The sequence below is a fragment of the Paucibacter sediminis genome (assembly GCF_030254645.1).
Taxonomy (GTDB): Bacteria; Pseudomonadota; Gammaproteobacteria; order Burkholderiales; family Burkholderiaceae_C; genus Paucibacter_B; species Paucibacter_B sediminis.
The window spans coordinates 1,113,133-1,135,091 of sequence record NZ_CP116346.1; the positions used below are offsets into that span (position 1 = coordinate 1,113,133).

General features: G+C 68.9%; 18 protein-coding genes. 5 read left to right on the forward strand and 13 right to left on the reverse strand.

The window, feature by feature from the left end; genetic code table 11:
- Positions 1 to 110: 110 nt before the first annotated feature.
- From PFX98_RS05080 to thiL, 5 genes are read right to left on the reverse strand one after another with little or no spacing between them, the layout of a single operon-like run.
- On the reverse strand, positions 111 to 2,897 hold the full coding sequence (locus PFX98_RS05080; protein ID WP_285234085.1) for an ATP-binding protein: 2,787 nt from the start codon (positions 2,895 to 2,897) through the stop codon (positions 111 to 113).
- Positions 2,898 to 2,905: 8 nt separating this feature from the next.
- A complete protein-coding gene (locus PFX98_RS05085; RefSeq protein WP_285234086.1) occupies positions 2,906 to 3,847 on the reverse strand; it encodes a 2-hydroxyacid dehydrogenase in 942 nt (313 codons plus the stop codon).
- Positions 3,847 to 4,347, reverse strand: coding sequence for a CinA family protein (locus PFX98_RS05090; RefSeq protein WP_285234087.1), 501 nt, complete (start codon positions 4,345 to 4,347; stop codon positions 3,847 to 3,849). Before PFX98_RS05090 ends, PFX98_RS05085 begins: the two co-directional genes overlap by 1 nt.
- Positions 4,348 to 4,352: 5 nt before the next feature.
- Entirely contained in the window at positions 4,353 to 4,898 is a 546-nt protein-coding gene (locus tag PFX98_RS05095) for a phosphatidylglycerophosphatase A family protein (RefSeq protein ID WP_285234088.1), read from the reverse strand.
- Positions 4,895 to 5,869, reverse strand: a complete 975-nt coding sequence (thiL, locus tag PFX98_RS05100) for a thiamine-phosphate kinase (RefSeq protein ID WP_285234089.1) — start codon at positions 5,867 to 5,869, stop codon at positions 4,895 to 4,897. Before thiL ends, PFX98_RS05095 begins: the two co-directional genes overlap by 4 nt.
- A 222-nt stretch (positions 5,870 to 6,091) precedes the next feature.
- Between thiL and PFX98_RS05105 the strand changes: the two genes are divergently transcribed.
- Positions 6,092 to 7,342, forward strand: coding sequence for a D-alanyl-D-alanine carboxypeptidase family protein (locus PFX98_RS05105; RefSeq protein WP_285234090.1), 1,251 nt, complete (start codon positions 6,092 to 6,094; stop codon positions 7,340 to 7,342).
- A 220-nt stretch (positions 7,343 to 7,562) separates the two neighbouring features.
- Here the strand turns inward: PFX98_RS05105 and PFX98_RS05110 are convergent, their stop codons facing one another.
- The 3 genes from PFX98_RS05110 to PFX98_RS05120 all read right to left on the reverse strand — a co-directional run bounded on the left by PFX98_RS05110 (position 7,563) and on the right by PFX98_RS05120 (position 9,514).
- Positions 7,563 to 8,147 carry a glutathione S-transferase gene (locus tag PFX98_RS05110; RefSeq protein WP_285234091.1) on the reverse strand — a complete coding sequence of 195 codons (585 nt, stop codon included), beginning with the start codon at positions 8,145 to 8,147 and terminating at the stop codon, positions 7,563 to 7,565.
- A 131-nt stretch (positions 8,148 to 8,278) separates the two neighbouring features.
- A complete protein-coding gene (locus PFX98_RS05115) occupies positions 8,279 to 8,761 on the reverse strand; it encodes a GreA/GreB family elongation factor (RefSeq protein WP_285234092.1) in 483 nt (160 codons plus the stop codon).
- Between the two features lie 192 nt (positions 8,762 to 8,953).
- A complete protein-coding gene (locus tag PFX98_RS05120; RefSeq protein ID WP_285234093.1) occupies positions 8,954 to 9,514 on the reverse strand; it encodes a GNAT family N-acetyltransferase in 561 nt (186 codons plus the stop codon).
- A gap of 122 nt (positions 9,515 to 9,636) precedes the next feature.
- On the opposite strand from PFX98_RS05120, the gene PFX98_RS05125 reads away from it, so the two are divergent.
- On the forward strand, positions 9,637 to 10,959 hold the full coding sequence (locus tag PFX98_RS05125) for a M16 family metallopeptidase (RefSeq protein WP_285234094.1): 1,323 nt from the start codon (positions 9,637 to 9,639) through the stop codon (positions 10,957 to 10,959).
- 5 nt (positions 10,960 to 10,964) lie between these two features.
- On the opposite strand, the gene PFX98_RS05130 is transcribed toward PFX98_RS05125, so the two are convergent.
- Together PFX98_RS05130 and PFX98_RS05135 are read right to left on the reverse strand one after the other, a co-directional pair.
- Complete coding sequence (locus tag PFX98_RS05130) at positions 10,965 to 11,606, reverse strand: response regulator transcription factor (protein WP_285234095.1); 642 nt, start codon at positions 11,604 to 11,606, stop codon at positions 10,965 to 10,967.
- Positions 11,603 to 13,687: a sensor histidine kinase gene (locus tag PFX98_RS05135; RefSeq protein ID WP_285234096.1), complete on the reverse strand. Its 2,085-nt coding sequence runs from the start codon at positions 13,685 to 13,687 to the stop codon at positions 11,603 to 11,605. Before PFX98_RS05135 ends, PFX98_RS05130 begins: the two co-directional genes overlap by 4 nt.
- A gap of 179 nt (positions 13,688 to 13,866) precedes the next feature.
- Between PFX98_RS05135 and PFX98_RS05140 the strand changes: the two genes are divergently transcribed.
- From PFX98_RS05140 to PFX98_RS05150, 3 genes are all read left to right on the forward strand, one after another.
- A complete protein-coding gene (locus tag PFX98_RS05140) occupies positions 13,867 to 16,161 on the forward strand; it encodes an NADP-dependent malic enzyme (protein ID WP_285234097.1) in 2,295 nt (764 codons plus the stop codon).
- 333 nt (positions 16,162 to 16,494) lie between these two features.
- Positions 16,495 to 16,845 (forward strand): guanyl-specific ribonuclease, encoded by a 351-nt coding sequence (locus PFX98_RS05145; RefSeq protein ID WP_285234098.1) that lies wholly within the window; start codon positions 16,495 to 16,497, stop codon positions 16,843 to 16,845.
- A gap of 44 nt (positions 16,846 to 16,889) precedes the next feature.
- Positions 16,890 to 17,285: a barstar family protein gene (locus PFX98_RS05150; protein ID WP_285234099.1), complete on the forward strand. Its 396-nt coding sequence runs from the start codon at positions 16,890 to 16,892 to the stop codon at positions 17,283 to 17,285.
- A gap of 227 nt (positions 17,286 to 17,512) precedes the next feature.
- Here the strand turns inward: PFX98_RS05150 and rsmA are convergent, their stop codons facing one another.
- From rsmA to PFX98_RS05165, 3 genes are read right to left on the reverse strand one after another with little or no spacing between them, the layout of a single operon-like run.
- Positions 17,513 to 18,271: a 16S rRNA (adenine(1518)-N(6)/adenine(1519)-N(6))-dimethyltransferase RsmA gene (gene rsmA, locus PFX98_RS05155; RefSeq protein ID WP_285234100.1), complete on the reverse strand. Its 759-nt coding sequence runs from the start codon at positions 18,269 to 18,271 to the stop codon at positions 17,513 to 17,515.
- Positions 18,271 to 19,608, reverse strand: a complete 1,338-nt coding sequence (locus tag PFX98_RS05160) for a peptidylprolyl isomerase (RefSeq protein WP_285234101.1) — start codon at positions 19,606 to 19,608, stop codon at positions 18,271 to 18,273. Before PFX98_RS05160 ends, rsmA begins: the two co-directional genes overlap by 1 nt.
- Positions 19,601 to 21,937: an LPS-assembly protein LptD gene (locus PFX98_RS05165; protein ID WP_285234102.1), complete on the reverse strand. Its 2,337-nt coding sequence runs from the start codon at positions 21,935 to 21,937 to the stop codon at positions 19,601 to 19,603. The genes PFX98_RS05160 and PFX98_RS05165 overlap by 8 nt, the downstream gene beginning before the upstream one ends.
- Positions 21,938 to 21,959: the final 22 nt, after the last annotated feature.

The following is a 21,959-nucleotide window of genomic DNA, read 5'->3' on the forward strand; positions in this document are numbered from 1 at the left end:
GGCCAACGACAGCGCCAGACTACTGCAGCGGGCGCCGCCTGCCTACCGCGCCTGGCCCACGGCGCCCGCGCGGGCGCGAGCAAATCACGCTATGCGCACAAACGCGGCGCTCAGGGCGCTTGCAGCGGCAGTTCGAGGGTGAAGCGGCTGCCCTGGCCCGGCTCGCTGCTGACGCGGATGCGCCCGCCCAGCAGGGTCTCGACGATGTTGTGGCAGATCGAGAGCCCCAGGCCGCTGCCGCCCTGGCCGAACTTGGTGGTGAAGAAGGGCTCGAAGATGCGCTCCTGCAGGGCCGCGCTCATGCCCTGGCCGTTGTCGGCCACCCATAGCGCCAGGCGGTCGGGGCTCAGGGCCTGGGCGCCGAGTTCGATCTGCCCGTTCTCGCGGCCCTCGAAGGCATGGGCCATGGCGTTGTTGATGAGTATCAGCAGCACCTGCCCCACCTCGCCGGGATAGCCATCCATGCGCAGCTCGGCAGGCACCTGCAGCGACAGCCGCAGGCCGGCGCGGCGCAGCGCCAGGCCCATGGTCTGGGCGCATTGCTCGCACACCTGGGCCAGCGCGAACGCGCGCCTTTGCTCGGCGCTGCGGTCCACCGCCACCTGCTTGAAGCTGCGCACCAGCGCGGCGGCGGCGTCCATGCTGCGCTCGATCACCTCCAGGCCCTGCACATGCTGGTCGGCAAAGCGCTGCCAGTCCGAGCGCCGCAGCGCGCCCTGGGCCAGCCGGGCGTTGAACTCGCGCGCGCCGCCTAGCAGGGTGCTGGCGAGCAGCAGGCTGTTGCCGATCGGCGTGTTCAGCTCATGCGCCACGCCGGCCACCATCGAGCCCAGCGCGGCGAGCTTTTCCTGCGCCATCACATGGCGCTGCAGATCGGACAGGCGCCGGTAGGCGCGCGCGTTGTCGAGCGCGATCGCCGCGTAGGCGCTCAGGCTGCGGAAGGCCAGGGTCTCGCGTTCGCCATAGGCCGGCAGATGCAGGGATTGCACCGTGATCACGCCGATCACGCGCTCGCCCACGCGCAGCGGGGCGAACATCATGGCCTGCATGGCGCTGGTGCCGGGCACCTGGTAATGCTCGCGCGGCAGCTCCGACATGCGCAGGATGAGCTCGCGCCCCTCGCGCACGCAGCGCGCCGAGTAGCTGCGCGCGTCGTCCAGCGCGATCGGCGGATCGACAAAGGTCTGGCCATCCTCCATGCCGAAGGCGCAGTAGAGCTGGGTGCCGCCCTCGTCGAGCAGGTAGACCGCCATGCTGTCCACCTCGATGAGCGCATGCACATGGCGCTCCAGCACCGCCAGCACGCGGTCGGTCTCGAGCTCGGCGGTGAGCTCGCGCCCGACCTCGCTGAGATGCAGCAGCACCTCGTGCGTGCCACGCAGGGCCTGGAAGCGCGCCGCCTCCGATTCGGCCAGCTGGCGCAGGTGCTCGCTTTCGGCGCGCGCACGTTCGATCTGGTGATGGGTGTGCAGGGCCAGCGAGCGCTGGCCCACCTCCTCGCCGAAACGGCGCTGGCGCAGCACGCCGGCGCGCTGCGCCAGCTCGTAGGCCTGCTGATAGGCGCCCGCCAGCGCATGGGCCCGCGCGGCCGCCTCCAGCAGCTCGGGCGGGGGCACGAACGCCTCCACGCGCGCGGCCCGCTCGAGCGCCTCCAGGTAGTACCGCAAGGCCTGCTGCGGCGCGCCGGTCTCGGCCAGCGTGACCTCGCCGAGGATCCACAGCAGGTCCACCGTGGTCTCGAGCTGGCCGTGCGCCAGCTGCAGCGCGGCCTCGGCGGCGCTGCGCGCCTCGGCGTGGCGGCCCAGCGCCAGCAGGGCGCGCGCGCGCCCCAGCTGGGCATCGATCTTCAGATCGTTGGCATCGGCATGCACGGCGCGCTGCATCAGGGCATCGAAGGCCTGCAGCGCCGGCTCGGTGCGGCCATCGTCCTGCTCGGTATGGGCGAGGTATTTGAGCGCCAGCGCCGCGGTGCGTGAGGCCGGCTGCGCGCCCAGCATGCGCAGGCAATCCTGCAGCTGCGCGCGCGCCTCGTCGCGGCGCCCCAGCCGCCTGAGCGTCTCGCCCGCCTGCGCCATGCACAGCGCCATCGAGGCCGGCCAGCCGGCCTCGCGCGCCAGCGTCAGGCCGCGCGTCAGCCATTCCATCGCGGCCTGGAACTCGCTCATGCCCCAGTAGGCGCGGCCGAGGTTGCTGGCCAGCGCGATAGCGCGGCGCAGCTGGCCGGTCTGCAGCGAGAGCTCAAAGGCCCGCGTCATGGCCGCGATGGCGGGGGAGAACTCGGCGGCCATGCCGGCCACCAGGCCGCGCAGGTCGGCCACGGCGGCGGCCACCACCGGGCTCAGGCCCTCGATGTCCAGGCCCAGCAGCGCGGCCCAGGTCTGCCGCGCGGTAGAGAGGTCGCGAAAGGCATCGGCCCGGCCCAGCACCGCCTGCAGAAACAGCAGACGCTCGCCATCGCCGGCGCGCCGGGCGCAGGCGATGGCCAGGCCCAGCTGATCGTGCACCCGCTGCACCTCGCCCAGGTCGGCCGCCAGCGAGGCGGCGAGGTGGTGGGCATCGGCGCAGCCGATCTCGTCCTGCTGCGCCTGCAAGCCGCCCAGCGCCTCGTCCAGCAGCGTGCGCGCCGCCTCGAAATCCATCGCCTGCAAGGCCTGCTCGGCGCGCACCAGCCGCATGCGCGCGCGCCAGGCGGCCTGCGCGGGCAGCGGCCAGCCGGAGGCCGCCACGCCTTGCTCGACCTGCTCGGCCAGCCCCTGCGCACGCGCGCCGGCAGATTGGCGCAAGGCCCAGGCCAGCTGCGCCTGCAGGGCCAGGCTCGGGCCCTGCTGCAGCGCCAGCTCCAGCCGGGCAAGTTCATCGGCCGGGAGAAAGAGTGCGGGGGCGGCCGGAGCGCTCATCGTCATGCTCAGTAGCCGCGCGTGCGCGCCACCAGATGCTGCAGGGGCGCGCCGCGGCGCAGCGCCGCCAGGTTCTCGGCCACCACCAGCGCGGCGCTGCGAGCATCGGTCTGCGCCGCCGTGTGCGGCAGCACCGTCACGCGCGGGTGGCTCCAGAAGCGATGCGTGGGCGGCAGAGGCTCGACGGCGAACACGTCCAGCAGCGCGTGGCCGATCTGGCCGCTGTCCAGCGCCGCCAGCAGGGCCGCTTCGTCGACATGCGCGCCGCGCGCCAGGTTCACCAGGCCGGCCCCGGGCTTGCACGCGGCCAGGTGCGGCGCGTCGAAGAAGCCCTGCGTCTGCGGCGTCAGCGGCAGCAGGTTGATCAGGGTGTCGGCGCCGGCCATCGCCTCGGCCAGCCCGGCCTCGCCATGACAGCAATGCACGCCGTCCAGCCGGCGCGGGCTGCGGCTCCAGCCGCTCACCGCATAGCCCTGCGCCGCCAGCGCCATAGCCACGCGCCCGCCCAGCTCGCCCAGGCCCAGCACCAGCACCGACCATTCCTGCGCGCGCAGCTGCGGCAGCGGCCGCCACAAGGCCTCGCGCTGCTGCGCCTGCAGGCGGAAGAAGCCGCGGTGCAGACCCAGCACCGCCCACAGCGCGGTGTGCACCATGGCCTCGTTCATGGCCGGGTCGACCATGCGCGCCAGCGGCACCTCGGCGGGCAGCGTCGGGTCGCCGAGCAGCTTGTCCACCCCCGCCCAAACCGACTGGATCAGGCGCAGATTCGGCAGGCCCTGCAGACTGCCATGGGGCGGGTTGGCGACGATGGCGGCCTCCACGGTGGCGGCCTCGGCGGCCGTGCGCGGCGTTTCCAGCAGCCATTGCTCGCCCGGCATGGCGGCCTGCAGGGCCTGGAGCCAGGCCTGCTGCTCGCCCTCGGCCCAGCGCCCCAGCAAGAGCAGACTCATCAGCTGTCCCTGTCCTCCAGGGCCTCGCACAGGGCCGTCAAGCCGGCGCGCACGGTGGCCATGCGCACATCGCAACGATCGCCCGGGAACAGCTCCTTCCAGACCCGCACCGGCTTGCCGGCATGCAGCAGCGCCAGCCACACCGTGCCCACCGGCTTGCCCTCGCTGCCGCCGGTGGGGCCGGCGATGCCGGTGACGGCCAGGGCCCAGTCGATCGGCGCATGTGCCATCAGGCCGCGCGCCATGTGCTGGGCCACCTCGCCGCTGACCGAGCCATGCAGCTCGATGAGCGCGCCGGGCACGCCCAGCAACTCGGTCTTGGCCTGGTTGCTGTAGCTCACCACGCCGCGCTCGAACCATTGGCTGGAGCCGGCCAGGCTGGTGCAGGCGGCGGCGATCAGGCCGCCGGTGCAGGACTCCGCCGTGCCCATGCGCTCGCGGCGCTGTATCAGGGCCAGGGCAATGCGGTCGATCAGCTCGGACTCGTCGGGGAACAGCATGATGTTCAGCCTCCAGAAGAAACGGCGCGCCACAGCGCCAACACGACTAGGGTACAGCCAGCCGCGACGAAATCATCGAAGAGGATGCCGAATCCCTGGGCCCAGCTGACGGCCGCGCCACGCTCGCCCTTGAACAAGCGGTCGGCCCAGCCCACGGGGCCAGGTTTTGCCGCATCGAAGAAGCGGAACAGCGCGAAGGCCGCCAGCTGCATCCACAGGCCCGCCGGCATCACCAGCCACAGCACCAGCCAGAAGGCCAGCACCTCGTCCCAGACGATGGCGCCCGGGTCCGGGGTGCGCAGATGGCGCGCGGTGACGGTACAGGCCCACCAGCCGATCAGCGTGCCGATGCCGATCACCCAGGCCCACCCCTGCGGCGTGAGCCAGCGGTTCAGCACCAGAAAGGCCAGCCAGGCCCACAGCGTGCCGACGGTGCCCGGCGCCTTGGGCGAGAGCCCACTGCCGAAGCCCAGCGCCATCCAGTGCGCCGGATGCTCCAGCATGAAGGCCGCGCTGGCGCGGCGCGGTGCCAGGTCGGCGGGTTCGCTCATGATTTGAAATGGTCGAAGGAGGACAGCGCCAGCGGCAAGACCTGGCCCTGGGCGTCGAACAGGCGCAAGCCCGGCTCGGCCTCGATGCGGCCGATGCGGGTGACGGGGGTGGCGGCCAGGGCGGCCGCCGCGGCCACCTCGACGCGCCGCGCGGCCGGCGCGGTGAACACGAGTTCGTAGTCGTCACCGCCGCTGAGCGTGCACAGGCGCTGCAGGGCCAGGTCTTGCGCGGCCAGGGTCGCGCTGCGCGGCAGCGCATCCGCCTCCAAGCGGGCGCCGACGCCGGAGCGCGCCAGAATATGGCCCAGATCGCCGCACAGGCCGTCCGACACATCGATGGCGCTGCTGGCGAGGCCGCGCAGCGCCTGGCCCAGGGCCACGCGCGGCTGCGGCAATTCCATCGCGCGGCGCACGCTTTCAAACGCATCGCCCGCCAGCCGCACCGTGCCGCGGAACAGCTCCAGAGCCAGGCGCGCATCGCCCAGCGTGGTGCCGGAGACATAGATGTCGTCGCCCAGCTGCGCGCCGCTGCGCAGCAAGGCCTGGCCGCGCGGCACCTCGCCCATCACCGTGATACAGATGTTCAGCGGCCCGGCCGTCGTGTCGCCTCCCACCAGGGCAATGCCATGCGCCTGCGCCAGCGCGAACAGCCCGCGCGCAAAGCCGGCGAGAAACGCCTCGTCGGCGCGTGGCAGGCTCAAGGCCAGGGTGAAGGCACGCGGCGTGGCGCCGCAGGCCGCCAGATCGCTCAGATTCACCGCCAGCGCCTTGTGCCCCAGGCGCTCCGGTGCCACCGTGGAGAGGAAATGCCGCCCTTCCACCAGCATGTCGCTGGACACCAGCCACTGCATGCCCGGCGTCGGATTGATGACCGCACAGTCATCGCCAATGCCCACCGGCACCTCATCACCCGCCGCCAGCCGGCCCTGGCCCTCAAGAAAGAAGCGCTGGATCAGATCGAATTCACCCATGGGGGGGATTGTGTCAGGGGTGCGGGGGGCGGCGACGGAACCGGTGGCAGCAATAGGCTGATCTGAGTCGCTCGCGGTCCAGTGCCTGAACTGCAGCAAGCGCCACCACAATCGGCAGAGTCACTCCATTGGCACAATGCCCCATCTGGCCGCATTGCGCCCCGTGCCGTTGCCAGCCCTTTCATGCTCCCAGCCGTCGCCCTTTTGAAAAAGCAGCTCTCGATGATTCCCCGCTTCCACTCCGCCTTCCCGCTTCCCGTCGTGCTTGCCAGCGCCTTCTTGGTCGCAGCGCACACGACGGCCCTCAGCGCCCCGCACGCCAAGCCGCGCGCCGCCGCGCACAAGCCAAAGGCCGCTGCCCCCGCCGAGCCCGCGATGACCACCGACGCCAACGGGCAGTCGGTGCCGGTCCTCGCCAACAAGGCCTGGGTGCTGATGGATTTCAATACCGGACAGCTGCTGGCCTCGTCGAACCCGGACGAGCCGCTGCCGCCGGCGTCCTTGACCAAGATGATGACCAGCTACCTAGTCGAGCAGGCGCTCAAGAGCGGCAAGGTCAAGCCCAACGATCCGGTCACCATGAGCCTCAGCGCCTGGTGCCGCGGTGGCAAGGAGGGTGACAGCTGCATGTTCGTGCCGCTCAACGCGCAGGCGTCCCTGATGGACATGCTGCGCGGCGTGGTCATCGCCAGCGGCAACGACGCCTCCAAGGCCTTGGCAGAGCACATCGGCGGCTCCGAGCCCGGCTTCGTGGCGATGATGAACACCGAGGCGAAGAAGCTGGGCATGAGCAAGACCCAATTCGCGAATTCGGCCGGCCTGCCCGACCCCAACAACAAGGCATCGGCACGCGACCTGGCCGTGCTGGCCGCCGCCATCATCCGCAACAGCGCCGAGTACTACCCCATCTATGCCGAGCGGCAGTTCAGCTACAACGGCATCAAGCAAGGCAACCGCAATGCGCTGCTGTACACCGACCCCACGGTCGACGGACTCAAGACCGGGCACACCGACGAAGCGGGCTACTGCCTGACCGCATCGGCCAAGCGCAACGGCATGCGCCTGATCTCGGTCATCATGAATGCCGACAGCAAGCAGGCCCGCGCCGACCAGACGCGCGTGCTGTTCAACTGGGGCTACGCGAACTTCGAGGAAGCGACACCCGCACAGGCAGGCGCGACGCTCGCCAGCGCCAAGGTCACCTACGGCGTGGCGCCCACCGTCAATGCAGGCCTTGCACAGCCCTGGACGCTGGTGGTTCCCAAGGGCCAGGCGGCCGCAGTCAAGACGGCCATCACGCTGAATCCGGCAGTCGAAGCGCCGATCGCCAAGGGCGCCGTGATCGGCAAGATCGTCGCCACGGCCAACGGAAAGCAACTCGGCGAGGCCCCCGTCGTCGCGCTCGCTGACATGGAGCGCGCAGGCTTCTTCGAGCGTTTGCGTCAGCGCGTTGTCGGCTGGTTCTCGAAGTAAGGCAGCTGGTGAGCATCGACGTCGAGCTATCGCTGTCAAGTGCGACCGGCGCCCACCAACTGGTCTGAGTCGTTCGCGGTTCAGTGCCTGAGCGACCGCGCCAGCCAAGACCAGCCATTCAGCGCCGCTGGCGTGACAGGCTCAATTCGCTGCGAAGCAGTCGTCGTGCTTGCCAGCCCAGCCGACTAGATTGGGTCGATGGCGGACAGCCAGGGCAGGGCTAGAGCGGCGGGAAGGGATTCACGCCATCCGTGGGCAACTTGTGCATGCAGGCAACGAACAGCGGGTTGACGAGCCATCCATCGAGCCACTGCCGTACCGATGGCAAGTCCAGCCTCGCAAACCATCCCGGCTCCACAGCGGCGAACTGGCGAACGAAGGGCAGCACGGCCAAGTCGGTGGCGCACGGCGTTGCCCCTCCCAGGTAGGACGCCTTGTGCAGCCGTGCCTCAAGCGGTTCTAGAAGCACTCCCAGTGCCCTGTCGCGGTGTTCGTCTGGAGTGAGCATCTCATTTGCGTACCGTTGGGGGTACTTCCAGCGGTCCAGGTGACGCTTGAAATCGCCGTCATTTCGCTGCACAAGGTCAAGGTTTGCAGGCGACTGCGCCCTCGCCCACCAACCCTGTGCATCGGGTGCTGCCAGCGCCCAGCGCATGATGTCCCAACTCTCCTCGATCACGCTGCCATCGGGCAAGTGCAGCACCGGCACCGTAGCTTTGGAAGACAAGGCCAGCAAGCTTGCCGGCTTGTCGCGCAAGCTGACCTCCGCTGCCTCGAAGACCTGTCCAGCTTGCAGCAACGCCATTCGAGCGCGCATCGCATAGGGGCAGCGGCGAAAGGTGTAGAGCCGAGGCAAGAGCGGGCCTGAGGCGCAGAGAGGTGCCCGCGGCGTCAGCGTCGATGGGTGCATGGGTGTGGCGTGAACTTGCTGGCGGCTCAATGAACCCACAGCACCTCGAACTGCTGTCGGATGGGCGCCCCCTCTATTGACACCTCATCACCCTCGTATTTGCCCAACATGGCCTTGCCCAGGGGGGCTTCGCTGCTAATGACCTGAACGACCTGAGTGCCATTGACCAACTTCATGCTGCCTCCAGCCGGGCCGAGAAGGAACTGTTGCTGCTTGTCGTCGGCATCGACGAGGCAAACCAGCGCGCCAACCTGAATGCCTTTGTCGACATCGTAGGCACATGGACGGAATTGGCGCCAATTGGCCATCGCCTGGCGGATGGCTTCGGCGCGACGAGCTTGGCCGGCGGCCAGATAGGCAGCTTCAAGACCGAGCGTGTCGTACTTGTTCTCGGCGATGTTCTCTTCGTGTGTTGCCGTTTCATGCGCCACCCGCGCGGCCTCGTCGGCTTGCAGCAGGTCTTCGGCAAGCCGCTCCAGAACCTGCTGTTGCAGCAAGAATTTATCCATGATTGAAGGTCGGCATCTCAAACAAGCGCGGCGCTTGATTATGAAGGGCCTCACCAGATCTCTACGCTGCTGTGAATGACTCAGTTCAGCCTAGAACTGTCTCCTGCATCGGATGGGCGAACTTCCACTCCTGGCCGGGAGCGGTCCCTATGTAACAGTCAGATGACTGAGCACACCCGCTGCATCCCCGCCCTATCCCACCACCCTCACATACTCCTCGTCATCCATCACCACCCCCCGGATCACATCGTTGCCCGGCAGGATGCGTGTGAACTGAAAACCAATTCTCTGCAGCAGCCGCCCCGAGGCCTGGTTGCCTACGGTCACGGTGGCGACAAAGCGGCGCACGCCTCGCGCCGTTAGCTTCTCAATCGCCGCTGCGGCGGCTTCGCTGGCGTAGCCCTGGCCCCAGTAGCGGCTGAAAAAATAGAAACCGAAATTGCTGGCCTCCAGTCCGTCGGTGATCTCGGCATCGACGCGGCCGAGGTAGTGGCCATCGGACTTGCGGCGCACCGCCCAGATGGGCCATGCGAACTGGGCGTCGGGGTCCATGCGGCTGTGCTCGATGCGCTGCCAATACGCGCGCAAGGCCTCCAGGCTGGCCGGCTTGGCCATGGAGATCCAGCGGTACAGGGCCTCGTCGTCCTGCAGCGGCTGGAAGAACGCATCAGCATGGCGCGCGCACAGCGGCTCCAGCAGGAGCCGGGGCGTTTCGATGGCGGCTGCCAGTTGGGCGGCGATCTCGGGCTGCATGAGAAAGGAAGGAAGGCCTGGTTGCAGGCTGCGGTGATGCGATAGATCAGCAGCCTGGGACTGTAAGGCAGGCCAAGTTCCGCACATGGGCGACACTGGGCATTTGATCTCCCAGCACAGTCTTGGACCACGCCCCCATTTCCGCCGCCCCGCCCGCCAGCCTGGCCACCCTGGCCAATGGCCTGCGCACCGTCACCATCCCCATGCCCTGGCGCGAGACGCTGAGCCTGAGCGTCTTCATCCGCACCGGCAGCCTGCACGAGAGCGCGCGGCTGAACGGCATCAGCCATGTGGTGGAGCATATGGCCTTCAAGGGCACAGCCAACCGCGACTGCCAGCGCATCAATCTCGATGCCGAGGCGCTGGGCGCCGAGGTCAATGCCCACACCGACAAGGACCACACCGCCTTTCATATCGAGGGCCTGCCGGGCGATCTGCCGGCCTTTGTGGAGTGGCTGGCCGATATCGTGCTGAACAGCAGCTTCCCCGCCGATGAGCTGGAGCGCGAGCGGCGCGTGATCGAGCAGGAGTTCAGCGAGTTCGAGGACGACCCGGGCAGCGTGGCCTTCCTGCTGCTGGACCGTGCCTGCTACGGGCCGGGCCATGCGGCGGGCCGGCCCATCATCGGCACGCGCGCCAATATCCAGCGCTTAGGCCGCGCGGACTTGCTGGCCTATGCCCGGGCCCAGTACACCGCCTGCAATGTGGTGGTGGCGGCGGCCGGGCCGGTGGATGCCGAGGCCTTCACGCGCCTGGTGGAGCAGGCTTTTGGCGCCATGCCCACGGGCCAGCCCAATGGCTTGAGCGCGCCGCGCTGGCAGGGCGGCCTGAAAACCCGGCGCATGGCCGGCAGCGGCCAGTGCCAGGTCTTGCTGGGCTTCGAGGCGCCGAGTCTGGGCGCCGCCGAGAGCACCGCGCACCTACCCCATGTGCTGGCCGCCGCGCTGCTGGGCGAGGGCATGAGCTCGCCGCTGCTGGACGAGATCCGCGAGCGCCGCGGCCTGGCCTACCACGTGGCCTGCTCGGCCGACATCCTGCCGCTCTACGGCCAGTTCCTGATCGAGGGGGCCACCGCGCCGGCTCAGGCCGAGGAGTACCTGCAGGCGGTGCATGCGCTGCTGCTGCGCCAGGCCCAGGGGCCGCTGGATGCGGTGGCGCTGGCGCGCGCACGCAAGCAGCTGCAGATGCGCGGCCTGCGCGCCCTGGAGCAGCCGGCGCGGCGCATGGAAGCGGCGGCACAGGAGCTGTTCCACTTCGGCCGGCTGCGTGCGCCGCAGGAGCTGATGGCGCAGCTGCAGGAGGTCTCGGCGGCACAGGTGCAGGCGGTGTTCGAGCAGCTGCTGCTGGGGCCGGAGCAACAGCCCGGCCGGCCGCGCCCGGCCATCGCCCTGGCCGGCAGCGTGCCGCAGCGCGTGCGGGCCTGCGCGCAAGCGCTGGTCGGCTGAGCGGCTCAGCCGTCGCGCAGCATGTTGGAGAGTTCTACCGCCGACTTGACGTCCATCTTCTCGAACACGCGCGCCCGGTGCACCTCCACCGTGCGCACGCTGATGTTGAGCTGATCGGCGATCAGCTTGTTGGGCAGGCCCTGAATCACCAGCTGCATGACTTCGCGCTCGCGCTCCGTCAGCTCGGCCATGCGGTGCGCCAGCGCGCCCTGGGCCGAGCGCGCGGCGATCGCCTTGGCGCTCTCGGCCAGCGCCAGCTCGACGCGGTCGACCAGGGCGTTGTCGGAGAACGGTTTCTCGAAGAAGTCGAAGGCGCCGCGCTTCACCGCGGCGACCGCCGTCGGCACGTCGCCATGGCCGGTCAGGAAGATCACCGGCAGCGACGCTGCCAGGCCGCGCTCGATCAGCCGCTCGAACAGGGCGATGCCGCTCAGGCCGGGCATGCGCACGTCCAGCAGCAGGCAGCTGGGCGCGTCGGGCCAGCCCTCGCCGCGGCGCGGCAGCGCGTCCAGCATGGCCTCAAAGGCCTCGGCGCTGGCATAGCCCTCCGACAGCAGGCGGCGCGAGCGCAGCAGCCAGGCCAGGCCGTCGCGCACCACCTCCTCGTCGTCCACCAGATAGACCATGGGCAAGGCGACTCGGTTCATGCTTGGATCCCTCCTTCATCGGTGGGCGATGCTAACGCGGCACGCTCAGCGCTTGGCAAGGTGAAGCGGAACTCGGTGCCGGCGGGCAGGCCGGCGGCGGCCTCGGTGCGGGTTTCGAAGTCCATCGCGCCGCCATGCTGCTCGATCACGGTGCGGCACAGGCTCAGGCCCAGGCCCATGCCCTCGCTGCGCGTGGTGAAGAAGGGCGTGAAGAGCTGCTTGGCGATGGCGGGCGCGATGCCGGGCCCGCGGTCGCTCACCGCGATGCTGACCCAGCGCTGCTGCAGCTGGCGCACGCGCAGGGTCAGCACGCGCTCGGCCGGCGGGGTGGGGCCGTCCATCGCCTGGATGCCGTTGCGGGTGAGGTTGAGCAGCACCTGCTCGACCATGGTGCGGTCGCAGCACACGCGCGGCGCGGGATGCGGCAGGTCGAGCTCGATGCGGGTGCCGCTCTTGCGCGCCTGCAGGCTCACCAGCGGCAGCACCGCGTCGATCAGCTCGTCCACCGCGATCGGCTCGCGTGCCTGCTCGCGGCGGCGCACGAAGTCGTGCACGCTCTTGATGACGCGGCCGGCGCGCGCCGCCTGTTCGGCGATGCGGGTGACGGCCTGGCGCACCATGTCGGGCGTCTGCGGATCGGCGGCCTCGTGGGTCAGCAGGTTGAGCGAGGCGGTGGCATAGCTGGAGATGGCGGAGAGCGGCTGGTTCAGCTCGTGGCTCAGCAGCGAGGCCATCTCGCCCACGGTGGCCAGGCGGGCGGTGGCCTGCAGGCGGTCCTGCTGCTGGCGCGAAAGCTCCTCGACGCGGCGCTGCGCGCTCACGTCCAGCACCGCGCTCATCCAGCCGGTCTGCTGGCCCTCGGCGTTCAGCAGCGGCGCCTCGAAGATCAGCACTGGGAAGCGCTCGCCGCTACGGCGCATGAACACCGTCTCGAAGCCCTGGCGCGGGTCCAGGCCCGCCTCCATGCGGGCGCTGCGGTCGCGATGGCGGCGCTGGTATTCCTCGACGAATTCCGGCGGCCAGTAGGGCGGCACCGATTGCCCCAGCAAGGCCTCGGCGGGGAAGCCGACGATGGCGCAGAAGGCCGGGTTCACATAGGTGATGATGCCGGCCATGTCGCGCGCGCGCAGGCCGGTGATGAGCGAGTTCTCCATCGCCTGGCGAAACGCCAGCGATTCGGCCAGCGCATGCTCGGCAAAGGCGCGCCGCCGCACGTCGCGCGCCAGCAGCAGCACCACGGCGAACAGGGCCAGCGAGAGCCCCAGCACCAGGGCGGTGGCGAGGTTGGGGATCAGCTTGGGCTGGCCGGCGGCACTGTCCACGCGCAGCTGCAGGCTCAGGCCGGCGAGGTCGACCACGCGCTCGGCCTGGTAGTAGCCGGCACCGCGCGTGAGGCCGACGCGCGCCAGCCGCGTGCCATCGCCCTCCACGAAGCTGAGCTCATGGTGGCGTGCATGCTCGCTGGTGGTGGCCTCGTCGAGCAGCTGGCGCAGCCCCAGGGTGGCGACGACATAGGCCTGGGGCTGGCCGGCGCGCAGCTGGGGCAGGCACAGGTCCACCACCTCCAGGCCCTCGCCGCCCGCCAGTGGCACGAAGTAGGAGCGCGAGAACAGCGGCGTGCCCTGGCGCAGCGCGGCCGCGCAGGCCAGCTCGGTCTCGAGCTGCATCTGATCGCGCGAGAGCTGGGCAAACAGCGGCGTGACGAAGGGCGACTCGACCGCGGTCTGCACCTGGCGGCGCGCATCGCGGTACTCGATGCGCAGCACCGGCCGGTTGAAGCGCAGCAGCTCGGCGGCCTCGCTGTGCCAGCGCGCGTCATGCACCTCGGCCCACAAGAGGGCCTGCAGGCTCTGCAGCTCGCGCCCGGCCAGCTGCTTGGCGCGCGCGGCGACCTCGGCCGCCACCTGATCCACCTGCTCCTGCGAGCGCGCTGCCTCGTAGCTAAGGGTGAGCGCCACCAGCAGCGATTGCGCCACCAGCAGCAGGCCCACCAGCGCCCCCCACAACAGGGCACGGCGCCAACGTCGCCTGAGCGCGGGGCTGGAAGAGTTGGCCGCGTCGGGCACGGGGTGAGGCGTCATGCGTGGGATCTGCGAGCTGCCGCACAGTATGCGAGCGGCATTGGCCGCGGGGATGCGCAGTTTCGCGTATGCCGGCGGGCGCGCCTGGCCCGACACTTGCAATGCACGATAGGCATGAGGGCGCAAGCTTCGCGCCAAGATGCACTCCTACAATCGTCGGCCAGTATCGAGACCACGCCATGTCCACCTCTGAACAGAAAGCAGCCCAGCTGCGCCAAGCCGCACTCGAATATCACGAGTTCCCGACCCCGGGCAAGATCGCGATCGCCGCGACCAAGCAGCTGGTCAACCAGCGCGATCTGGCGCTGGCCTATTCCCCGGGCGTGGCGGCGGCCTGCGAAGAGATCGTGGCGGACCCGGCGAATGCCTTCCGCTACACCTCGCGTGGCAATCTGGTGGCGGTGGTCACCAACGGCACGGCGGTGCTAGGCCTGGGCAATATCGGCCCGCTGGCCTCCAAGCCGGTAATGGAAGGCAAGGGCGTGCTGTTCAAGAAGTTCGCCGGCATCGATGTGTTCGACCTGGAGATCCAGGAGAACGATCTCGACAAGCTGGTGGACGTGATCGCGGCGCTGGAGCCCACCTTCGGCGGCATCAACCTCGAGGACATCAAGGCGCCCGACTGCTTCTACGTCGAGCGCAAGCTGCGCGAGCGCATGAAGATCCCGGTCTTCCACGACGACCAGCATGGCACGGCCATCGTGGTGGGCGCGGCCTTCCTGAACGGCCTCAAGGTGCTGGGCAAGGACATCAAGCAGGTCAAGCTGGTGACCTCGGGCGCTGGCGCCGCAGCGCTGGCCTGCCTGGGCCTGCTGATGAAGCTGGGCCTGCCGCGCGAGAACATCTGGGTCACCGACCTGGCCGGCCTGGTCTACGAGGGCCGCACCGAGCTGATGGACCCGGACAAGGCGGTGTTCGCCCAGCCCACCTCGCAGCGCAGCCTGGGCGAGGCGATCGCCGGCGCGGACGTGTTCCTGGGCCTCTCGGCGGGCGGCGTGCTCAAGCCCGAGATGGTGGCCAAGATGGCGGCGCGGCCGCTGATCTTCGCGCTGGCCAATCCCACGCCCGAGATCCTGCCCGAGGAAGTGAAGCAGGTGCGCGACGATGCGGTGATGGCCACCGGCCGCACCGACTATCCGAACCAGGTCAACAACGTCCTGTGCTTCCCCTACATCTTCCGCGGCGCACTCGACTGCGGCGCCACCACCATCACCGATGAGATGGAAATCGCCGCGGTGCGCGCGATTGCCGAGCTGGCCCAGGCCGAGCAGAGCGAGGTGGTGGCCGCCGCCTATGCCGGCGCCAACCTGAGCTTCGGCCCCGAGTACCTGATCCCCAAGCCCTTCGACCCGCGCCTGATGATGAAGATCGCGCCGGCGGTGGCACAGGCGGCGCTGGACTCGGGCGTAGCCTCGCGCCCGGTCAAGGACATGGACGCCTACCGCGAGAAGCTGCAGAGCTTCGTCTACGCCTCGGGCACGACCATGAAGCCGATCTTCAACGTCGCCAAGCGCGCCGTGAACAAGCGCGTGGCCTATGCCGAGGGCGAGGAAGAGCGCATCCTGCGCGCCGTGCAGGTGGTGGTGGACGAGGGCCTGGCCCGCCCCACCCTGGTGGGCCGCCCCGGCGTGATCGCAGAGCGCTGCGAGCGCTTCGGCCTGCGCCTGCAGGAGGGCCGCGACTACGACATCGTCAATGTCGAGAACGACCACCGCTACCGCGACTACTGGCAGACCTATCACCAGATGACCGAGCGCAAGGGCGTCACCCAGCAGCTCGCCAAGATCGAGATGCGGCGCCGCCTCACGCTTATCAGCTGCATGATGCTGCACAAGGGCGAGGTCGACGGCATGCTGTGCGGCACCTGGAGCAATACGGCGATGCACCTGCAGTACATCGATCAGGTGATCGGCCGCCGCCCCGGCGTGAAGACCTATGCCTGCATGAACGGGCTGATCCTGCCGGGCCGCCAGGTCTTCCTGGTCGACACCCATGTGAACTACGACCCCACGGCCGAGCAGCTGGCCGAGATCACCATCATGGCCGCCGAGGAGCTGATGCGCTTCGGCATCCGCCCCAAGGCCGCCCTGCTCTCGCATTCCAATTTCGGTTCCAGCAACCAGCCCTCGGCGCTGAAGATGCGCGAGGCCCTGGGCCTGATCCAGCAAGCCGCGCCCTGGCTGGAGGTGGATGGCGAGATGCATGGCGATACCGCGCTGGACGCCGCCTACCGCAACCAGCTGATGCCGCGCAGCACCCTCAGCGGCGAGGCCAATCTGCTGGTGCTGCCGAACATCGACGCCGCCAACATCTCCTACAACCTGCTCAAGACCACCGCCGGCGGCGGCATCGCGATCGGCCCGGTGCTGCTGGGTGCGGCCAAGCCGGTGCATGTGTTGACCCCCTCGGCGACGGTGCGCCGCATCGTCAACATGACCGCGCTGACGGTCGCCGACGCCAACGCCGCACGCTGATTTCAGCGCCTTATTCCGCCCAGTCTGCAGCCGCGCGGGCCGCAGACTGGGCGAAATCGCGTCCGTATGAGCCCTGAGAAACAAAAGTTTGTAAAGGCTCACAAGGGCGTGACGGCGCCGTTAATTCGGCGCCAGCCGTGAGCATCCGAAGGTGCGTGCGCACACTAACTTAGCCAATTCCTGAAGGCCTGGCAAAGCCCCGGTCTTGAGCTTTCGGGCCTCATTCTGTACCATGTTGCCTTCAGGATTCAGGGTAAACCCGTGTTGTTGCTCTCCCGGTCACCGGCGTGGCCACTGTGGCACAAGCTAGGCTCAGCAGTCGCTCTGGTGGCGATGTTGGGACTGGCAGGCCCAGCCAATGCCAGGGAATCGTTCAAGGATTCCACCGCAGCGCAAGACACGGTCGCTTTGACGGCCTTGCCGCCCGAAGCCCAAACCACGCACCGTCTGGTACTCGCCGGGGGACCTTTCCCGCAAGCCAAGGATGGCGTCGTGTTTGGCAATCGCGAACGCAGACTGCCGCCACGGGCGAGGGGCTACTACCACGAATATACCGTCAGAACGCCAGGCGCCCGGAACCGGGGCGCGCGGCGTCTGGTATGTGGTGGCACGCCGCCCACGAAGCCTGAGGTTTGCTATTACACCGACGACCATTACGCGAGCTTCCGAAAGATCGCGCCGTGATCGGCGGCCACAAAGTTCTGTGACTATATAGGAGGATCGCGACCATGCTTTTGCAGACCGTCCGTCCCAATATCGTGCAGGCCATAAGGGCCTATCGCGTAGAGGACTTGATGCAAGCCGCACAGGATGCGGGCCAGCATTTCCTGTATGCCAACCTGACCGACGCCGAGTCGAAGCAGGACGTGCTCGAAGGGATTGCCCAGGCCTTCCTGTTTCCCGCCCACTTCGGCAAGAACCTGGACGCGCTGTACGACTGCATGACCGACCTCGTGCACAAGTCGGGCGCGCAGCCCGGCTTTGTGGTGGTGCTGGAGCAGATCCCCGACAGCATCAAGTTCGACCGCGAGGCGCGCGAGCAGTTGCTCGATGTGTTCCGAGACGCGGCCGACTACTGGGCCGATCGCAAGGTCCAGTTCCGGTGCTTCTATTCTTTTCAGTAGCCCGCTCCCAAGAAAACGGGTCATGGGAGCGGGCTACTGAGGTGGCCCCGAGCGTTACTGTGAAGCCTGCAGCCAAGAGCAGCAGCAACAAGCCCAACGCCAATCCAAACTTCGGCATGAATATGCCGATGATGAGCAGCGCCTTCGACACCGCGATGTGGTTGAGCGCCGCCTGAGCCCAGGCTTAGTACAGCAGCAAAGGGGCCTGAGGGCCCCTTTTGTTTTGCTCAGAGGCTCTGCGCGAGCGCGATGAATTCCTGCACCGGCACCTCCTCGGCGCGCCGCTGCAGGTCGAACTGGCCCGTAAAACCGCGCTGCGCCAGCCACACACCCAGGCTGTGGCGCAGTAGCTTGCGGCGCTGCGAGAACGCCGCCGCCACCATTTCGCCGAACAGCTGGCGATCCAGCTGCACCGGCTCGGCATAGGGAAGCATGCGCACGATCGCCGAATCCACCCGCGGCGGCGGGTCGAAGGACTCGGGCGGCACGTCCAGGATGGACTCGATCTGGTAGCGCCATTGCAGCATCACCGAGAGGCGCCCGTAATCCTTGCAGCCGGGCGCGGCGGCCATGCGATCGACCACTTCCTTCTGCAGCATGAAGTGCTGGTCCTGCACCTGCTCCACAAAGTCCAGCAGATGGAACAGGATGGGGGTGGAGATGTTGTAGGGCAGATTGCCCACCACCCGCAGCTTCTGGCCGCGCTCGACGGCCAGGGCGGCGAAGTCCACCTTCAGCACGTCGGACTCCACCACCACCAATCCGTCGCGCTGGCGCAGACGGGCCGCCAGGTCGCGGTCCAGCTCGATCACGGTGAGCGGCTTGATGCGCGCCAGCAGCGGCAAGGTCATCGCACCCAGGCCGGGGCCGATCTCGACCATGGCCTCGCCAGGCTGCGGATCGATGGCGTCGACGATGGCCTCGATGATGACCCGGTCGGTCAGAAAGTGCTGACCGAAGCGCTTGCGCGCAATGTGCTGGGCCATCAGTCCAGCCACTCGCGCACTTCGACGAAGGCCTTGGCGCGCAGGTCCTTGACCCATTCGCCATAGGCATCGTCGTACTTGCGCTCGCGCAGCGCGCCGCGCGCCTGCTCGCGCAGCTGCTTGGCTTCCACCGCCACGGTGCGGCGCTCCAGCACCTGGATCAGGTGCAGGCCGTAACGCGACAGCACCGGGGCCGAGATGCCGCCCAGCGGCAGGGCGTTCATGGCATCCTCGAATTCGGGCACGAAGCCGCCGGGCGAGGCCCAGCCGAGCTCGCCACCATCGGCGGCGCTGCCGTCCTCGGAGTTCTCCTTCGCCACCTGCTCGAAGCTCGTCTTGCCGGCCTCGATATTGCGCTTGAACTCGTTCAGGCGGCGCGCCGCCAGTTCGGCGTTGAGCTGGGCCGAAGGCCGCAGCAGCACATGGCGCGCACGCGTCTGCGTGACCTGGTTGGCCACGCTGCCGTCCAGGCGATCGATCAGCTTGAGCAGGTGAAAGCCGGCGCCCGAGCGCAGCAGCTGCGGCGCGACCTCACCGGCCTTGAGGCCGTTGACCGCCGCCACGAACAGATCGGGCAGGCGGTCGGACGCGCGCAGGCCGATTTCGCCGCCGCGCAGCTTGTTGCTGTCCTCGGAGATTTCCTTCGCCACCGCGCCGAAATCCTCGCCCGCCTTGATGCGTGCCAGCGCGCCTTCCGCGCGCGCACGGCGCTCGGCCTCGACGCTGGCACTGGCGCCCTCGGGCACCGTCACCAGGATCTGGGCAATATTGAGCTGGGCGTTCTTGGCGAAGGCGGCCTGGCGCTCGTCCAGGTACTTGTCGATCTCGCCATCGGTGATGCGGATGCGGCCCTGCACCTCGCGCTCACGCACCCGCTCGGTGAGCATCTGGTCGCGCAGGTTCTCGCGGAAGGTGCGGTAGTCGATGCCCTCGGTCTTGAGGCGCTCGCGCAGCTGCTCCAGCGTCAGCTTGTTCTGCGCCGCCACATTGGCCACCACGCGGTCGAGTTCGGGCTCGTCCACCTTGGGGCCGTTCTCGCGCGCATAGGTCACCAGCACGCGGTCCTCGATGAGGGCCTCGAGCGCCTGCTTGCGCAGGGTCTCGGTCACCGGCATGGCCTCGCCGCGGCGCTTCGCATCGTCGCGCAGGCGCTCGGTACGCTGCAGGACCTCGCTGGCCGCCACCACATCGGAATTCACCACGGCGGCGATGTAGTCGCCCGGCCGCAGTTGGACATTGCTTGGGACGCTGGCGCCCACCTGGGCCTCGGCGGCCGCGATGCCGGCCACGCTCAGGGCGCAGGCAAGGGTCAGATTGCGTATCGACAATTCAGTCATAGGAAGCTTCAAGGCGTCCGAGCTTGTCCGAGCTCAGGGGTCGGTAACCGGGAATATTGTCTCTCAAGACCTTGAGCGCATTCGAGCCCAGCTGGGACAGGCCCACCAGCTCGATCTGCAGCATCAGCCGGGTGTTGGTTTCGGCAAAGCCGGTGGAAAGCCGCTCGACGCCGGCACGCAGGATCCAGCAGCCGGCGTCGTACTCGACGCCCACCACCGAATCGGTCAGGCGCTTGTCGCGCATGCTGTATTGCACCCGGCCGGCGCTGTACCAGGCGCCCTGGCAGGAGGAGGCCGAGCGTGCACGCCCCGCGTCGGCGGTGCCCCACAAGGGCCATTGCCAGCCCAGCTCGATCTGCTCGCTCTGGCCCGACACCAGCCGGTAGGCCGCGCTGAGGGTGCGGAACGGGCCGGGGGAGTAGCGCGTGCGCAGCACCGAGCGCACCGCCCGGCCGTTGTCGGCATTGAACTGCATGGCCGCATCCAGCCACCAGGCGCGGCTCAGATGGGCCGAGCCCAGCAGCAGCACGTCGGAGAAGCGCTGGCCGGCCGGCTCGCCGCCATCGGCGGTGATGCGCTGGTCGCGGAACAGGAAGCGCTGCACCAGGCCCAGGCGCAGCAACTCCTCGCCCTGGCCGGTGTCGACCCAGCGCGAGGTCGCGCCCAGGGTCAGCTGGCGCGCATCGGCAACCCGGTCCACACCCGAGAACGGGTTCTCGGCGTAGATCGAATCGAAATTGAAGTCCTTCGCCGCGGCGTCGAAATTGGGCACCGCCGTCTGGTCGCGGTAGGGCGTGTTGACGTAGAGCGCGCGCGGCTCCAGGGTCTGGGTCAGGCTGCGGCCGAACAGCTGGGTCGGGCGCTCGAACACCCAGCCATGGTCGATGCTGAAGGTCGGGATGCTGCGCCCGATCGAGCGCGCACCGTTGCTGAGCGGCTGGTCGACGCGGTAGCTGGCGGCGTTCAGCGACAGCCTGGGGATCAGCCACCAGGCCGCGGTGCCCAGCGGCAGGCTCAGGTGCGCCAGCAGATGGGCGCGCTCACCGGTCTGCTGCGACTGGCTGGCCAGGGCCTGGGCCGGCAGGTCGAAGCGGTTGTACTCGAGCTCCAGCCCGCCCTCCAGGCGCGCACGCCGGCCCCAGGGCAGATAGCCGGCCAGCACCAGATCGTCGGCCTGGCTGTTGAGGCGCACGCCGATCTGGGGCGAGCGCTGGTAGGGCGCCTCAAAGCGCGTGAGCGTGTCCAGGCCCTGCAGCGGCTGCCAGCGCTGCACCCTTGCATAGGCCTGGCCCTCGCCCCAGCCATAGGCAAAGTCGCGCTGCAGCTGCAGATCGGTGGCGAGCAAGCGCTTGGTGAGGCTGTTGACGCGCCGCGGCAGATCCTTCCAATACTCGTCGTCCGAGACCCGCTCGGAGCTCAGCCGGAACTGCAGCCCCGCGCCCAACTGGCCCTCGCCCGCCAGGCGCAGATCCCAGCGCTGGCGCCCGGCTTCGCGGTCGTGCGGCAGCCAGGCGAAGTTGATGCTGCCGCCATGGCTGGGCTCCAGATAGCGGAACTCGCTGTCCACCCCGGGGCCGCGCCGCGTCATCACAAAAGGCAGGAAGGTGGCATCGCGCTGCGGCGCGATATTCCAGTAGTAAGGCAGGCCCAGCTCGAGGCCGCTGCGGTTGTCGAGGTTGATGTCGGGCGGCAGCCAGCCCGACTTGCGCTGGTCGCCCACCGGGAAGCTCAAGGCCGGCGCGGCCAGGATGGGCACGCCGTAGAAGCGCAGCACCGCGCCCTTGGCCAGGCCCTCGTTGTTCTCGAAGTCCATGCTGAGGCTGTCCATGCGCAGCTCCCAGGCTCGCGCCTGGCCGCTCTCGTCGGCCGGGCAGCTGCTGTAGGTCGCCGCCTCGGCGCGCACGCGCTGGGCGTCGAGGAACTGGATGCGCTTGGCGTGGCCGCTGCCGCCGGTCTGCGAGAAGAAATAGCTGGGGTCCAGCATCTCGCCCTCGAAGCGCTGCACGAACAGCTGCAGGCTGGGGCCGCGCACCAGCGAACCCTGGTGGCGCAGCTCCACCTGCCCTTGCGCGCGGGCGAGATCCTGCACCTGGTCGTAGCTGATGCGGTCCGAACTCAGCAGCAGCTCGCCATAGCGCAGCTCGGCGGCGCCCTCGGCCACCGAGGTCTGCGAGATGTGGCTGCTCAGCTGGCGCGCGCTCAGCACCATGGCGGGCCGCGTGAGGCCGCGCGCCACCGGCAGCAGCTGGCGGATCGGCCGCAGGCTCAGGCCCTGTTCATCCAGGCCCTGTGCCTGCGTCAGCCCGGCCGCCAGCAGGCCGAGGCACATGAGGCTCAGGCGAGGCAGGGGC

Bases quoted from the DNA above. Each gene is read 5' to 3' on its own strand.
- PFX98_RS05080 (WP_285234085.1), bottom strand. From the start codon at position 2,897: ATGAGCGCTCCGGCCGCCCCCGCACTCTTTCTCCCGGCCGATGAACTT.
- PFX98_RS05145 (WP_285234098.1), top strand. From the start codon at position 16,495: ATGTTGGGACTGGCAGGCCCAGCCAATGCCAGGGAATCGTTCAAGGAT.
- PFX98_RS05115 (WP_285234092.1), bottom strand. From the start codon at position 8,761: ATGGATAAATTCTTGCTGCAACAGCAGGTTCTGGAGCGGCTTGCCGAA.
- PFX98_RS05130 (WP_285234095.1), bottom strand. From the start codon at position 11,606: ATGAACCGAGTCGCCTTGCCCATGGTCTATCTGGTGGACGACGAGGAG.
- PFX98_RS05135 (WP_285234096.1), bottom strand. From the start codon at position 13,687: ATGACGCCTCACCCCGTGCCCGACGCGGCCAACTCTTCCAGCCCCGCG.
- PFX98_RS05165 (WP_285234102.1), bottom strand. From the start codon at position 21,937: ATGTGCCTCGGCCTGCTGGCGGCCGGGCTGACGCAGGCACAGGGCCTG.
- thiL (WP_285234089.1), bottom strand. From the start codon at position 5,869: ATGGGTGAATTCGATCTGATCCAGCGCTTCTTTCTTGAGGGCCAGGGC.
- PFX98_RS05090 (WP_285234087.1), bottom strand. From the start codon at position 4,347: ATGCTGTTCCCCGACGAGTCCGAGCTGATCGACCGCATTGCCCTGGCC.
- PFX98_RS05095 (WP_285234088.1), bottom strand. From the start codon at position 4,898: ATGAGCGAACCCGCCGACCTGGCACCGCGCCGCGCCAGCGCGGCCTTC.
- PFX98_RS05105 (WP_285234090.1), top strand. From the start codon at position 6,092: ATGATTCCCCGCTTCCACTCCGCCTTCCCGCTTCCCGTCGTGCTTGCC.
- PFX98_RS05160 (WP_285234101.1), bottom strand. From the start codon at position 19,608: ATGACTGAATTGTCGATACGCAATCTGACCCTTGCCTGCGCCCTGAGC.
- PFX98_RS05140 (WP_285234097.1), top strand. From the start codon at position 13,867: ATGTCCACCTCTGAACAGAAAGCAGCCCAGCTGCGCCAAGCCGCACTC.
- PFX98_RS05120 (WP_285234093.1), bottom strand. From the start codon at position 9,514: ATGCAGCCCGAGATCGCCGCCCAACTGGCAGCCGCCATCGAAACGCCC.
- PFX98_RS05085 (WP_285234086.1), bottom strand. From the start codon at position 3,847: ATGAGTCTGCTCTTGCTGGGGCGCTGGGCCGAGGGCGAGCAGCAGGCC.
- PFX98_RS05110 (WP_285234091.1), bottom strand. From the start codon at position 8,147: ATGGCGTTGCTGCAAGCTGGACAGGTCTTCGAGGCAGCGGAGGTCAGC.
- PFX98_RS05150 (WP_285234099.1), top strand. From the start codon at position 16,890: ATGCTTTTGCAGACCGTCCGTCCCAATATCGTGCAGGCCATAAGGGCC.
- rsmA (WP_285234100.1), bottom strand. From the start codon at position 18,271: ATGGCCCAGCACATTGCGCGCAAGCGCTTCGGTCAGCACTTTCTGACC.